The sequence below is a fragment of the Roseateles sp. P5_E4 genome, from assembly GCF_054049255.1.
In genome coordinates this window covers 128,308-142,673 of record NZ_JBFUMS010000008.1, presented here as the reverse complement: position 1 = coordinate 142,673, position 14,366 = coordinate 128,308, and the positions used below count along the sequence as shown (strand labels likewise).

11 protein-coding genes are annotated in these 14,366 nt (G+C 68.3%); 4 read left to right on the top strand and 7 right to left on the bottom strand.

Annotation, left to right across the window (positions count from 1 at the left end):
* Window positions 1-66: 66 nt before the first annotated feature.
* Window positions 67-1,371: a pectate lyase gene (gene pelA, locus ACXJLH_RS16775; protein WP_457445395.1), complete on the top strand. Its 1,305-nt coding sequence runs from the start codon at window positions 67-69 to the stop codon at window positions 1,369-1,371.
* Here pelA and ACXJLH_RS16770 read toward each other — a convergent pair.
* The 6 genes from ACXJLH_RS16770 to ACXJLH_RS16745 form a co-directional block, all read right to left on the bottom strand.
* The gene (locus tag ACXJLH_RS16770; RefSeq protein WP_457445393.1) at window positions 1,355-2,719 is read right to left on the bottom strand and encodes an MFS transporter; all 1,365 of its coding nucleotides are present in this window, start codon (window positions 2,717-2,719) and stop codon (window positions 1,355-1,357) included. The two genes, pelA and ACXJLH_RS16770, sit on opposite strands and share 17 nt — an antisense overlap.
* A 64-nt stretch (window positions 2,720-2,783) precedes the next feature.
* Window positions 2,784-4,223, bottom strand: a complete 1,440-nt coding sequence (locus ACXJLH_RS16765; protein WP_457445391.1) for an aldehyde dehydrogenase family protein — start codon at window positions 4,221-4,223, stop codon at window positions 2,784-2,786.
* Between the two features lie 6 nt (window positions 4,224-4,229).
* Complete coding sequence (gene gudD, locus ACXJLH_RS16760; RefSeq protein ID WP_457445389.1) at window positions 4,230-5,558, bottom strand: glucarate dehydratase; 1,329 nt, start codon at window positions 5,556-5,558, stop codon at window positions 4,230-4,232.
* A gap of 183 nt (window positions 5,559-5,741) precedes the next feature.
* Window positions 5,742-6,704 (bottom strand): Bug family tripartite tricarboxylate transporter substrate binding protein, encoded by a 963-nt coding sequence (locus ACXJLH_RS16755; RefSeq protein WP_457445387.1) that lies wholly within the window; start codon window positions 6,702-6,704, stop codon window positions 5,742-5,744.
* Window positions 6,705-6,735: 31 nt separating this feature from the next.
* On the bottom strand, window positions 6,736-7,647 hold the full coding sequence (gene kdgD / locus ACXJLH_RS16750; protein WP_056204504.1) for a 5-dehydro-4-deoxyglucarate dehydratase: 912 nt from the start codon (window positions 7,645-7,647) through the stop codon (window positions 6,736-6,738).
* Window positions 7,648-7,754: 107 nt separating this feature from the next.
* Window positions 7,755-8,480, bottom strand: a complete 726-nt coding sequence (locus ACXJLH_RS16745) for a FadR/GntR family transcriptional regulator (protein WP_457445385.1) — start codon at window positions 8,478-8,480, stop codon at window positions 7,755-7,757.
* A gap of 111 nt (window positions 8,481-8,591) precedes the next feature.
* Between ACXJLH_RS16745 and garD the strand changes: the two genes are divergently transcribed.
* From garD to pgm, 3 genes are all read left to right on the top strand, one after another.
* Entirely contained in the window at window positions 8,592-10,181 is a 1,590-nt protein-coding gene (garD, locus tag ACXJLH_RS16740) for a galactarate dehydratase (RefSeq protein ID WP_457445383.1), read from the top strand.
* A 276-nt stretch (window positions 10,182-10,457) separates the two neighbouring features.
* Window positions 10,458-11,621, top strand: a complete 1,164-nt coding sequence (locus ACXJLH_RS16735; RefSeq protein WP_457445381.1) for a tellurite resistance TerB family protein — start codon at window positions 10,458-10,460, stop codon at window positions 11,619-11,621.
* Between the two features lie 124 nt (window positions 11,622-11,745).
* On the top strand, window positions 11,746-13,401 hold the full coding sequence (gene pgm / locus ACXJLH_RS16730; RefSeq protein ID WP_457445379.1) for a phosphoglucomutase (alpha-D-glucose-1,6-bisphosphate-dependent): 1,656 nt from the start codon (window positions 11,746-11,748) through the stop codon (window positions 13,399-13,401).
* Here pgm and ACXJLH_RS16725 read toward each other — a convergent pair whose 3' ends face one another.
* Complete coding sequence (locus ACXJLH_RS16725) at window positions 13,402-14,202, bottom strand: class II glutamine amidotransferase (protein WP_056203912.1); 801 nt, start codon at window positions 14,200-14,202, stop codon at window positions 13,402-13,404.
* Window positions 14,203-14,366: the final 164 nt, after the last annotated feature.

Sequence of the window (14,366 nt, the reverse complement as noted above, 5' to 3'; positions counted from 1 at the left end):
ATTAGCGCCCTCGCGGCCTGCGCGAGCCGGTAGATTGCCGGCCACCCCCAAACTTCGGCGCCCGTCATGCCCCTTGCCTGCCGTTTCACCCTGCTTGCCTTGGCCCTCTGCTCGTCGGCCTGGTCAGCGCAGATCGGCGTCATCCCGCCGGCCCAGCCGTTGACGGCCGAACGGGTCGCGGCGCTGCCGGGGACTGAACGCGGGCCCTGGGTGGCCTATCTGGCGCGCTCCGACGCCCAGCGCGCCGCCGACCGCGCCGCGCTGGCGGCCGAGCGCAAGGGGCTGACGGCCTGGCCGGCGCCGCCCGAGGGCGGTCATGCCGAGGCCAGCATGCCGCTGGACAAGCCCGCCGCCTGGTATGCCGGCGACGCAGCCCTGGCCGTGGCCCGCAACGTCCTGAGCTTCCAGACACCCGCCGGCGGCTGGGGCAAGAACCAGCCGCGCGACCGCGCGCCGCGCCTGCCCGGCCAGGCGTTTGTGGCCGACAACAACTCCAAGCGGGCAACGCCGGGCGACTTCGACCTGGCCCAGGACGCGCAGTGGAGCTATGTGGGCACCATTGACAACGACGCCACCATCACCGAGATCCGCTTCCTCGCCCGCGTGGCGGCCCAGCAGCCCGACGCGCCCGGTGCCGTTTACCGCCAGGCGGCCGAGCGCGGCCTGCGCTACCTGCTGGCGGCGCAGTTTCCCAACGGCGGCTGGCCCCAGGTGTGGCCGCTGCAGGGCGGCTACCACGACGCCATCACGCTGAACGACGACGCCGTCGTCGAAGTGGCCGAGCTGATGGGGGCTGCCGCACGCGGTGAGCTCGACTTGGGTTTCCTGCCAGCCGCGTTGAAGGCCGATGCCGCGGCGGCACAGGCGCGCGCGGTGCAGTTGCTGTTGGCCACGCAGATCCGCGTCGACGGCAAGCCAACGATGTGGGCCCAGCAGCACGACGCGCTGACGCTGGCGCCGGCCTCGGCGCGCAACTACGAGCCGCCGGCACTGAGCAGCGGCGAGAGCGCGCGGGCGCTGGGCTATCTGATGAGCCTGCCCGACCCGTCGCCGGCGGTCGTCGCCGCGGTGAAGGGCGGCATCGTCATGCTGCGTGCCCTGGCCGTACGCGACCGCGCCTTCGTCAAGCTCGACGAGGCGCAGGGCCGGCGCCTCATCGAGCAACGCGGTGCCGGGCCGCTGTGGTCGCGCTTTTACGACCCGGTCACGCTCAAGCCGGTGTTCGGCGACCGCGACAAGAGCCTGCACGACGACGTCAACGACCTCAGCCTGGAGCGGCGCAACGGCTATACCTGGTGGGGGACCTGGCCGTTGAAGACGCTCGCGGCCTACGAAGCCTGGGCCGCCAGGTGGGTCAGGAGTCCTTCCTGAGCTCGAAGCGCTTGATGTCGCCGACGACGAACAGGTAGCAGCACACGGCCACCAGCGCGTTCGCGGCGACGAACACCAGGGCCGCGTTGAACGAGCCCGTGCCCTTGATCAGGTAGCCGATGACGATGGGCGTCGTGATGCCGGCGGTGTTGCCGAAGGTGTTGAACAGCGCGCCACTCAAGCCTGAGATTTCCTTGGGCGAGGTGTCCGACACGACGGCCCAGCCCAGCGCGCCGAGGCCCTTGCCGAAGAAGGCCAGCGACATGATGGCGACGACGACCACGGCGCTGTCCACGTAGTTGCACAGGATCATGCTGGTGCTCAGCAGCATGCCGATGACGATGGGCGTCTTGCGGGCCACGGTCAGCGTCTTGCCGCGACGCAGCAGCCCGTCAGAGATCAGCCCGCCGAGCACGCCGCCGGCAAAGCCACAGATGGCCGGCAGTGCCGCGACGAAGCCGGCATTGAGGATGGACATGCCGCGTTCCTTGACGAGGTAGACGGGGAACCAGGTCAGGAAGAAATAGGTCAGCGTCGTGATGCAGTACTGGCCCACGTAGACGCCCATCAGCATGCGGTTGGAGAGCAACTGCTTGATGTAGCCGAGCTTGGGGGACTCCGGCGCGAAGCTGCGGCTTTGCGTGCCGGGCTGGTCCATGTTGACCAGGGCGCCGCCGGCGGCGATGTGGTCCAGCTCGGCCTGGTTGACGCCGGGGTGGGTCTTGGGCGTATAGACGGTCTTGAGCCAGACGGCGCTGACCACGATGCCCAGCAGGCCCATGACGACGAAGACGGCCGGCCAGCCGTAGCTGTGCGTGATCCAGCCCATCAGCGGCGCGAACAGCACGGTGGCGAAGTACTGGGCCGAGTTGAAGATGGCCGAGGCCGTGCCGCGCTCGGCGGCCGGGAACCAGGACGCGACGATGCGGCCATTGGCGGGGAAGGACGGCGCCTCGGCCGCGCCGACAAGGAAGCGCAACGCGAACAGCACGACGACGGCGGTCGTCGCGGTCGCCGTCAGGAAGCTGATGCCGCCCTGCAGCAGCGTGAACACCGACCAGATGAAGATGCTGGCGGCGTAAACCTTCTTGGAGCCGTACCGGTCCAGCAGCCAGCCGCCCGGCAACTGGGCGATGACGTAGGACCAACCGAAGGCCGAGAAGATGAAGCCCATCGTCACCGAGTCGATGCCCAGGTCCTTGGACAACGCCGGGCCGGCGATGGACAGCGTCGCGCGGTCGGCGTAGTTGATCGTCGTGACGATGAAGAGCATCGCCAGGATGGCGAAGCGCTTCTTCGTTCGCGTGGCGCTGGCGGCGTGGGCCAGGGTGGCGGTGGCGGTATTCATCGGTTGTCTCCGGGCAATGCAGCGGCTCCGCCTCTTGCCGGGCGGTGGTGCCAAAGCGGTGGGATCAGGCTTGGGTGTAAGCCGTCTTCACGGTTGTGTAGAACTCAGCCGCGTGGCGGCCCTGCTCGCGCGGGCCGTAGCTGCTGCCCTTGCGGCCGCCGAAGGGCACGTGGTAGTCCACGCCTGCGGTGGGCAGGTTGACCATCACCATGCCGGCCTGCGAATGGCGCTTGAAGTGGGTGGCGTATTTCAGCGAGGTCGTCGCGATGCCGGCGGCCAGGCCGAACGGCGTGTCGTTGGACAGGGCCAGTGCGTGCTCGTAGTCGCGGGCGCGCAGCACGCTCACCACCGGGCCGAACACCTCTTCGCGGTTGATGCGCATGGAGGGCGTCGTGTCGGTGATCAGGGCCGGCGTCAGGTAGAAGCCCGGCGCGCCATCGGCGTTCTTCTCGATGCGCTCGCCGCCTTGGGCCAGCTTGCCGCCCTCGCTCTTGGCGATGCCGAGGTAGTCAGTGTCCTGGCCAAGCTGGCTGGCATCCACCACGGGGCCGATGTCGGTGCCGGCCTTGCGGGCGTCGTCGACCTTCAGCGTCTTCATCTTCTCGACCATGGCGGCGATGAAACGGTCATGGATGCCTTCGGTGACGATGAGTCGCGACGAAGCCGTGCAGCGCTGACCGGTGGAGAAGAAGCCGCTGTTGACGGCGGCGTTCACGGCCACGCCGAGGTCGGCGTCGTCCAGCACGATCATGGGGTTCTTGCCGCCCATCTCGAGCTGGAACTTGGCCATGCGGCTGACGCAGGCGGCAGCGACCTTCTGGCCGGTCGCGACCGAACCCGTGAAGCTGATGGCCGCCACGCGCGGGTCGTTCAGCAGCTTCTCGCCGACGACCGAGCCGCGGCCCATGACGAGGTTGAACACGCCAGCCGGCAGCCCGCTGCGCGACAGGATTTCGGCCAGCGCCCAGGCCGATCCCGGCACGAGGTCGGCAGGCTTGAAGACGACGCAGTTGCCCCAGGCCAGGGCCGGTGCGATCTTCCAGGCGGGAATGGCGATGGGGAAGTTCCACGGCGTGATGAGGCCGACGACACCGACGGCTTCGCGCGTCACTTCCACGCCGACGCCGGGGCGCACCGAGGGCAGGCTCTCGCCGCCCGGGCGCAATGCCTCGCCGGCGAAGAACTTGAAGATGTAGCCGGCGCGCCCGACCTCGCCGATGGCCTCGGGCAGGGTCTTGCCTTCCTCGCGGGCCAGCAGGTCGCCCAGCTCGGCTCGGCGCGCCAGGATCTCGGTGCCGATGGCGTCGAGGATGTCGAAGCGCTGCTGCGGTGTCGACAGGCTCCAGGCCGGGAAGGCGGCGCTGGCGGCCGTGATGGCCAGCTCGGCCTGGGCGGCATCGGCCTGGGCGTATTCGCCGACCAGGTCGCGCGTGTCCGAGGGGTTGATGTTGCGGGAGACGCCGTGGCCGTCCAGCCACTCGCCGTTGATGAGGTTCTTGAACATGAATGCTTACCGATCCAGCGCGGGGCGCTTGGGGTTGAAGGTCCAGTTGGGGATGAGGTATTGCATCGCAATCGCGTCATCGCGGGCGCCAAGCCCATGCTGTTTGTAGAGGGCATGGGCCTTTTCCACCTCAGCCATGTCGAGTTCGACGCCGAGACCCGGCTTGGCCGGCACCTTGACGTGGCCACCGATGATCTGCAGCGGTTCCTTGGTCAGCCGCTGGCCGTCCTGCCAGATCCAGTGCGTGTCGATGGCCGTGACCTTGCCTGGCGCGGCGGCGCCCACGTGGGTGAACATGGCCAGCGAGATGTCGAAGTGGTTGTTGGAGTGCGAGCCCCAGGTCAGGCCCCAGTCGCGGCAGGTCTGCGCCACGCGCACGCTGCCGGCCATGGTCCAGAAGTGCGGGTCGGCCAGCGGGATGTCCACGCTCTGCAGCGACAGCGCGTGCGAGAGCTGGCGCCAGTCGGTGGCGACCATGTTGGTGGCCGTGGGCAGGCCGGTAGCACGGCGGAATTCGGCCATCACCTCTCGGCCCGAGAAGCCATCCTCGGCACCACAGGGATCTTCCGCATACGCGAGAACGCCCTTCATGTCGCGCATCAGCCGGATCGCGTCCTTCAGCAGCCAGCCGCCGTTGGGGTCCAGCGTCACACGCGCGTCGGGGAAGCGCTCGTGCAGCGCGCGGATGGCCTCGACTTCCTCGTCGCCGCGCAGCACGCCGCCCTTGAGCTTGAAGTCGTTGAAGCCGTAGCGCTCGCGGGCGGCCTCGGCCAGCTTGACGACGGCCTCGGGAGTCAGCGCCGCTTCATGGCGCAGTCGGCTCCAGGCGTTGTCGGCGCCGGGCTCGCTGTTGTACGGCAGGTCGGTTTTCGTGCGGTCACCGACGTAGAAGAGATAACCCAGCATCTCCACCGCATCGCGCTGCTGGCCTTCGCCTAGCAGGGCCGCGACCGGTACGCCCAGGTGCTGGCCGAGCAGGTCCAGGAAGGCCGACTCGATCGCGGTGGCCGCATGGATGGTGGTGCGCAGGTCGAAGGTCTGCAGGCCACGGCCGCCGGCGTCGCGGTCGGCAAAGGACTGGCTGACCTTCTGCAGCACGCCCTGGTGGCCACCGATGGGCTGGCCGACCACCAGCTGGCGCGCGTCCTCCAGCGTCTGGCGGATCTTCTCGCCACCGGGCACCTCGCCGACGCCGGTGTTCCCGGCGCTGTCGGTCAGGATCAACAGGTTGCGGGTGAAGAAGGGCGCATGCGCGCCGCTGAGGTTGAGCAGCATGCCGTCGCGCCCGGCGACGGGCACAACGCGCAGCTCCTTGATGACGGGGGTCGAGGTCATGTCAGTACTTCAAAGATGTAGTGCCCCACCAAGTGGCACCCATGGAACTGGCTCTGCCAGGTTATCGGGTGCTGCCAAGGCCAGAGGCCTTGTCCTTCGCTAGGCACAAACAGTCCTCAGGACTGTTTGTGTCCGAGCTCAGCCCCCTTGAGGGGGAGGCGCGTCAGCGCCTCGGGGGTGGGCTCAATCTGCGGTGATCTTGCGTTCTTCGATCACTTTTTTCCAGCGTGCGAACTCGCTCGCCTGGAAGGCGGTGAACTGCTCGGGCGTGTTGGCGACGACCTCGAAACCCTGCTCCAGCAACTTCGGTTTGATGTCCGGCGAGTTCAAGGTCTTGACGATGCCGGCATGCAGCTTGGCCTTGATGTCGGCGGGCAGGCCCTTGGGCGCGGCCACGCCTTGCCAGGAGTAGACCTGCAGCCCCTTGATGCCCAGCTCGTCCATGGTGGGCACGTCGGGCTGCACCGGCGAGCGCTGGGCGCTCGTGATGCTCAGCGCGCGCAGCTTGCCGGCCTTGATCTGCGGCAGCGCGGTGTTGATGTTCATGAAGCTGGCATCCACCTGGTTGCCGAGCAGGTCGGTCATGACCGGGCCGCCGCCCTTGTAGGGGATGTGCAGGCCCGACGTGCCGGTCTGCAGCCAGAACAGCTCGGCGGTGATGTGGTCGCTGCTGCCGTTGCCGCTGGAGCCGAAGCTCATCTTGCCGGGGTTGGCTTTCTCATAGGCCAGCACGTCGGCCATGCTCTTGTGCGGCGACGCGGCGGGTACCACCAGCACGTTGGGCGCCTGCACGGCGACGGTGATGTAGTCGAGGTCCTTGGTCGGGTCGTACTGCAGGTTCTTCAGCAGGTGCGGGCCGATGACCAGCGGGCCCAGCGACGAGACGAGGACGGTGTAGCCGTCCGGCGCCGCGCGCTTGACCATGCCGGTGCCGATGGTGCCGCCCGCACCGCCGCGGTTGTCAACGACGAAGCTGCCGCCGAGGGTCTCCTGCAGCTTGTTGCCCAGCAGACGGGCGATGGCGTCGGTGGAGCCGCCGGGCGGGAAGGGCACCAGCAGCGTCACGGGCTTGGCGGGCCAGGCCTGAGCCAGCGCTGCGGTGGTGGCAGCGGCGCCGAGCAGCAAGGCGGTCAGCAGTTTCTTCATGGCTTGTCTCCAGTGGGTCTTGTGGAATGGCTTATTGCGGGCCGAGCTTGGAGATCAGCGCGCCGAGTGCGTCGACCTCGGCTGCAGCCAGGTCCGACAGTGGCGGCCGCACCGGCCCGGCCGTGTGGCCCACCAGCGTCGCGCCGGCCTTCACGATGGACACGGCATAGCCCTCGCCCTTGTTGCGCAGCGCGACGTAGGGGATGAAGAAGTCGCGCACGAGACGGTTGCAGGTCTCGGTGTCGCCCGCGGCGTGGGCGTTGTAGAACTCCATCGCCGTCTTGGGGATGAAGTTGAAGACGGCGGACGAGTAGACCGGGCAGCCCATGGCCTTGTATGCGCCGGCAAACAGCTCGGCGGTGGGCAGGCCACCCAGATAGGCGAAGCGATCGCCCAGCGTCTGGCGGATGGAGACGAACTTCTCGATGTCGCCGAGACCGTCTTTGAAGCCGATCAGATTGGGGCAGCGGTCGGCCAGCACCAGTAGGCTCTGCGGCGTGAGCTTGCAGGCGCCACGGTTGTAGACGACGACGCCGAACTTGACGCTCTTGCAGACGGCCTCGACGTGATTGATGAGGCCTTCCTGGCTGGCTTCGGTCAGGTAGTGCGGCAGCAGCAGCACGCCCTGGGCGCCAAGGCGCTCAGCTTCCTGCGCGTACTGGACGGCCACTCGCGTGCCGCCACCGGCGCCGGCCAGGATGGGCGTGCGGCCGCGGCAGGTGTCCAGGGCCACCTTGATGATGTCGCTGTACTCGCCCGGCTCCAGCGAGAAGAACTCACCCGTGCCGCCCGCCGCGAACAGCGCCGAGGCGCCGTAAGGTTGCAGCCACTCCAGGCGCTCGGCGTAGGGCTTGGGCGCGAAGTTCAGCTGCGCGTCGAAATCGGTCAGCGGGAAGGACAGCAGGCCGGCTTCGAGGACGGCTTTGAGTTCTTGGGGCGACATGGGAGGGTCTCCGTTCGGTGTTGGGATGACTGAAGTTGTAGGTCATCGTACAACTTGGATCAAATCCACAATCACTAGGGATAACCCTTGGAAACCATTTTTAATGGTCAGCCGGTTTCGGCCTGGGCCCTGCGGCGGCGTTCGCGGCTGTTGGAGAGGTGGGTGCGCATGGCCGCACGAGCCGATTCGGCATCCTGGCTGGTGATGGCGTCGAGGATGCTTTCGTGCTCCGCGTTGACGCGCCGCATATAGGCCAGCCGCTCCGCACTCATGTCCGCCACCGGCTCCAGCCGGGCACGCGGAATGATCTGGGCCCCCAGCGTTGCCATCAGGTCGGCGAAGTGGCTGTTCTGCGTCGCGCGGGCAATCTCCAAGTGGAACTGGAAGTCGGCGGCCACCGAGTCCTGGCCGGCTTCGACGGCGGCAATAACTGCGTCCAGCGCCTTGCGCAGGGCAATGAGGTTGTCGGCGGTGCGCCGCTGCGCTGCCAGGCCGGCCGCCTCCGTCTCGAGGCCGATGCGCAGTTCCAGCACGGCGATGACGTCCTGCAGCGTGCTGAACTGTTCCGGCGTGATCTTGAATGACGGCCCGTCGCCAAGCCCGAGCACAAACGTACCGATGCCGTGCCGCGTCTCGACCAGGCCAGCCGCCTGCAATTTGGAGATGGCCTCGCGCACGACGGTGCGGCTGACCTCGAACTCGCCCATGATGGCCGCCTCGGTCGGCAGCTTGTCGCCGGCCTGCAACTGGCCGGCCCGGATGCGGTCTCCGAGCGAGTCAACCAGTTCGAGGGCCAGCGTGCGCGGCCGGCGGCGGGCGAGGGGGGCGTGCATTCGCGGGTTTTCCCGGAGTTTTGAAATGATCGCGCCGTCTAAAGTGACGGAAGTTGTACGACAACTAGACGACGTACAACAACTTCAACTGTAGCAACGCCTCGGCAAACCATGACTGCTGTTTCCCCCCGTCCGCCCCTGACGCTGCGCATGCGCATTGAGGACAACGTCGCCATCGTTGCCAACGACGGCGGCCTGGCCGAAGGCACCGTGCTGCCGGACGGCATCCCAGGCGCGGGGATGGCGCTGCGCGACAAGGTGCCGCAGGGCCACAAGGTCGCGCTGCGCGACATCGCCGAGGGAGAAGTGGTACTGCGCTACGCCGTGCCCATCGGCTATGCGTTGAAGGCCATTCCCGCCGGCAGCTGGGTGCACGAGCGCCTGCTGCAGATGCCCGCCGCACGTGCGCTGGAAGGCCTGCCCATCGCCACCGTGAAGCCTGCTGTCGTTGAACCACTGGACGGCTACACCTTCGAGGGCTACCGCAACAAGGATGGCTCGGTCGGCACGCGCAACATCCTCGCCATCACGACCACGGTGCAGTGCGTGGCCGGCGTCGTTGCCCAGGCGGTCGCGCGTATCAAGGCCGAGCTGCTGCCGCGCTACCCGAACGTGGACGACGTCATCGGCTTGGAGCACAGCTATGGCTGTGGTGTGGCCATCGACGCGCCGGATGCCGTCATCCCCATCCGCACCCTCAAGAACATCTCGCTGAACCCGAACTTCGGCGGCGAGGTGATGGTGGTGAGCCTCGGCTGCGAAAAGCTGCAGCCCGCACGCCTGCTGCCGCCCGGCTCCTTCCCCATCACCGACGAACGCGACCCCGCCAGCGGCCCCGAGACCATCTGCCTGCAGGATGACGTGCACGTGGGCTTCATGTCCATGCTCGAAGACATCCTGCAAAGTGCCAAGCCTCACCTGGAGCGCCTGAACGCCCGCAGGCGCGAGACCGTGCCTGCAGCTGAGCTGGTCGTCGGCGTGCAATGCGGCGGCAGCGATGCCTTCTCGGGCGTGACGGCCAACCCGGCCGTGGGCTTCTGCGCCGATCTGCTGGTGCGCGCGGGCGCCACCATCATGTTCAGCGAGAACACCGAGGTGCGCGACGCGGTGGAGCAGCTCACCAGCCGCGCCGCCACGCCCGAGGTGGCGGACGCCATCATTCGCGAGCTGGGCTGGTACGACCGCTACCTCGACCGCGGCCGCGTCGACCGCTCGGCCAACACGACGCCCGGCAACAAGGCCGGCGGCCTGTCCAACATCGCCGAGAAGGCGATGGGCTCCATCATCAAGAGCGGCAGCTCGGCCATCTCGCATGTGCTCGCTCCCGGCGACAAGCTCAAGCGCGACCAGCGCGGCCTCGTCTACGCCGCCACGCCTGCCAGCGACTTCATCTGCGGCACGCTGCAACTGGCCGCCGGCATGAATCTGCACATCTTCACCACCGGCCGCGGCACACCCTATGGCCTGGCCGAGTGCCCGGTCGTCAAGGTCGCCACGCGCACCGACCTGGCCCGCCGCTGGCACGACCTGATGGACATCAACGCCGGCCGCATCGCCGACGGCGAGGCGACGATCGAGGAGACGGGCTGGGAGATGTTCCGCCTGCTGCTCGACGTCGCCAGCGGTCGCAAGAAGACCTGGGCCGAGCACTGGAAGCTGCACAACAGCCTGGTGCTGTTCAACCCCGCGCCTGTCACCTGAAATAACGCTGCCCCTCGCCCAGTCTTGCCCTGCTAAACGCGGGCAAGCCCAGTCGGTCTTGCAGACCGCGCTGCGGCTCGCGCCGCAGCTCTTCGGCAGGCACATGCCGCCCACTGGGCGCCATGTGTCCGGCCTCAGCCCCCGAGGGGACGGCGATGCTCGCGGCATCGAGCCGCGAGCACATCGCCAACCGGGCCGGCTAGGGAGCGGCCCGGCGCTCGGCCCGAAGACCGCGCCGTCCACGATGTGCACCCTCTCGTTCTATGCTTGGTCGCCATGACGACCCAGCAGCAACCGACAGTGGACCCAGCCGAACCCGGAACCGCGCTTGAAGGCGTGACGCAGGTAGTCGCCGAGCCCTTGCGCTTCAAGGCCAGGCTCGCCATCGGCGAGAACGCCTACAAGTCCCTGCGCATGATCAACCGCACCCGCGAGGTCTGGGACGTGCTGGGCGCCGCAGGCGCGGGCGCGGCCGTCGTGAAGTCGGGAGTGCTGGGCATCGGGGCCGCCACCACGCCCATCGGTTGGGTGGCGCTGGCCGCGCTGGCCTCGGGCGGCGCCTGCTACGGCCTGTACCGGTGGCTGGGTGACACCAAGGGCGCGCGTGTCATCGAGATCCCCAAGTTCCTGAACACGCCGCTGGACACGCTGGGCCTGGCCCTCTTCGACCTCATCGCGCCGCTGGCGCTGCGGCTGGCCGCGGTGGATGGCCACATCGAGCCTGCCGAGCGGCAAGCGCTGGTGCAACACCTGGTGGACGACTGGGGCCTGGACGCCAGCTTCGTCACGCGGGCCATCGCGCAGATCGAGCCGGGCGTGATGCAAGGCTCGGTCGAGGAGGTGGCCGCTGAGCTGTCGGCCTTCCTGCACGCCAACCCCGACTGCAACCACAAGGCCATCGCCGCCGATCTCGGCCAGTTCCTGCGCCGATTGCTGGAGGCTGGCGGTCCGCTGTCCGAGGCCGAGGAGGCGGCATTGGCAGCCAGCCTGACGCTGTTGCTGCAAGAGCCTGACGGCCCGCTCACCAAGGCCTGGGTCACCGCCAGGTCGGGCGCGGGCAAGGCGGCCGAACAGCTGGGCGCTTCGGCCAAGGAGGCGGCCGGCTGGACGCGCGAGCGCCTGCCTTCGCCCGAGGAGCTGCAGGCCGCGGCCGGCACCGCAGCGACCAAGGCGTGGCATGGCGCAAGGTCGGGTGCCGAGCAGTTGGGCACGTCGGCCAAGGACGCCGCTGACTGGACACGTGAGCGCTTGCCCTCGCCCGAGCAGTTGCAGGCCGCGGCCGGCACAGCCGCGACGCAGGTCCAGCAGTCCGTGCAAAAGGCCGCCTCATGGGCTCAGGACAAGCTGCCCGCCGCAGCCCAAGTCCAGGATGCGGCCAAGCGCTCGGTGAGTTTTGCCAAGACCGGCATTGAGCGAATCAAGAAACGGTCTGGCCGCTGAGACGCCGTGCGGCAATTGAGTTGCCTGTAGGTCGGGGCCTGCAAGCCTGTGTGCCGATGTCCGGCACCGTGGCCGCGCCATGCTGGCAGTATGGTCTCACCGAAGAACGGGAGAGCCCCGAACGATGAGTGCCGAACGCCACCCTCTTGCCGGCAAGCCCGCGCCACCCGATGTCCTCATCGACGTCGAGGCGTTGCGCGAAGCCTATTTTTCGCGCCAGCCCGACCCGAGCTGCGCCGAACAGCAGGTCAGCTTCGGCACGTCGGGCCATCGCGGCTCGGCCCTGGATGGCTCGTTCAACGAATGGCATGTGCTGGCCATCACGCAGGCCATCTGCGACCACAGGAAGCAGAGCGACATCGCGGGCCCGCTCTTTCTGGGCGCCGACACGCATGCGCTGTCCGAGCCCGCTGTGCTCAGCGCACTGGAGGTGCTGGTGGCCAATGGCGTGGACGTGATGCTGGCGCCGGCGGGCCAGTTCACGCCGACACCGGCCGTGTCGCTGGCTATCCTTGAATACAACCGCGGCCGCGAAGGCTGGCAGCGCGCCGACGGCATCGTCGTGACGCCCTCGCACAACCCGCCGCGAGATGGCGGCTTCAAATACAACCCACCGCATGGCGGGCCGGCGGGCAGCGACGTCACGGCGGGCATCCAGGCGGCTGCCAACGAGTATCTGAAGCATTCGCTTGAAGGCGTCCTGCGCAAGGACGCCGAGCGGGCGCTCACCACGTCGGCCTGCCATGAGTACGACTTCCTCGGCAGCTATGTGGCGTCGCTGGGGCAGGTCATTGATTTCGACCTGATCCGCGCGGCCGGCCTGCAACTGGGCGTGGACCCGCTGGGTGGCGCGGGTGTGGCCTACTGGCCTGCGATCGCCGAGCACTACCGCCTGCCACTGACGGTTGTCAGCAACGAGGTGGATCCGCGGTTCGCCTTCATGACGCTGGACTGGGACGGCCAGATCCGCATGGACCCGTCATCGCCCTGGGCCATGCAAAGGCTGACGAGCCTGCGCGATCGCTTCGACGTGGCCTTTGCCTGCGACACCGACCATGACCGCCATGGCATCGTCACCCGCAGTGCCGGCCTGATGCCGCCCAACCACTACCTCAGCGTCGCCGTGGACTATCTGTTCCGCCACCGGCCCGGCTGGCGCGCGAACGCGGCCGTCGGCAAGACCGTCGTCACGACGGCGCTGATCGACCGCATTGCGCGGCGCCTGGGCTGCCCGCTGTTCGAGGCGCCCGTCGGCTTCAAATGGTTTGCGCCGGGCCTGGCTGAAGGCAGCCTGGGCCTGGGCTGCGAGGAGAGTGCGGGCGCATCAATGCTGCGCCGTGATGGCCGCGTGTGGACGACCGACAAGGACGGCATCGCCGCCGCGCTGCTGGCGGCCGAGATCACGGCGCGCACCGGCAGCGACCCGGGGGTGTACTACCAGAGCCTGACGGCGGCCCTCGGCACACCGCACGCCGACCGCGTCGAAGGCCCGGCCACGCGCGAGCAGAAGGCCAGGCTGGCCGCGCTGACGGTTGCGAACGTCCAGGCGACGACACTGGCAGGCGAGCCCATCACTGCGGTGCTGAGCAGTGCGCCGGGCAACGGCGCGGCGATCGGTGGCATCAAGGTGTGCACGGCCAGTGGCTGGTTCGCCGCGCGGCCGTCGGGCACCGAGGACATCTACAAGGTCTATGCGGAGAGCTTCCGCGACGAGGCGCATCTGCAGCTGCTGCTCCAGGAAGCGCGCGGCGTGGTAGACGAGGCGCTGGCTGCGCCTTGATCAGGCAGCCGCGAGTTCGGCCACGCCTTCGCTGACGAAGACGCAATCGCCGTCCTGGAACACACGCACTTCACCGGCTGTGAACGCCTGCCAGGCCTCGCCATGGGTCAGCGGCTCCGTGGAGACCAGCGCCATGCGGTCAGCCGGGTTGTTGACGGTGGCCAAGTCCACGCTCAGGTCGCCATCGCGCAAGGAGACGTGGCCGAAGGGCGGGCGGCGCTGCAGCCAGTGCAGCTTGGTGGACGCATGCGCCAGCATGGCGCGGCCATCGGTCAGCAGCAGGTTGAAGCGGCCGTGCTCGGCGATCTCGTGGATCCAGGGCGTCAGCGTTTCGGCCAGTTGCTGCCAGTCGGGCGGCTGGTTGCCAAAGCGCTGCTGGAGCTTCTGCATCAACCAGCAGAAGGCTCGTTCGCTGTCGGTCTGGCCGGCCGGCGTGAAGCTCCCGTCCAGCTGGGGGTGAAAGTCCTTCAGGTCGCCGTTGTGCGCGAAGACCCAGGTGCGACCTGCCCAGTCGCGGCGAAAGGGGTGGCAGTTCTCCAGGGTGCGGGCGCCCTGGGTGGCCTTGCGGATGTGGGCGAGGATGTTGCGTGCCTGCACCGGGTGGTGGCCGAAATGACGCGCCAGTTCGGATTCGGCCGCCGGGCTGTCCTCAACGGTGACTTCGCAGCGCTCGCCGTCGTGGAAGGCCACGCCCCAGCCGTCGACATGGTCTGCGGTGCGCCCGCCGCGAGCGGCGAAGCCGCTGAGGGAGAAGGTGGCGGCGGCCGGCTGGCGGCTGTTGAGGGCGAAAAGCTCACACATCGGTGGTGGCGGAAGCTGTCGGTACGGGTGGCAACGCTGCAAGTCTGCAGGCCGATGACACAAAACCCAACAAAGCTTTTGTCATGAGCTCATGCCTGTGCGGGTTCTCACGTTTCGCGGGCGCGCCGCAGGGCGTTAGGCTGGGCTGTACCGCCTTCAGGAGA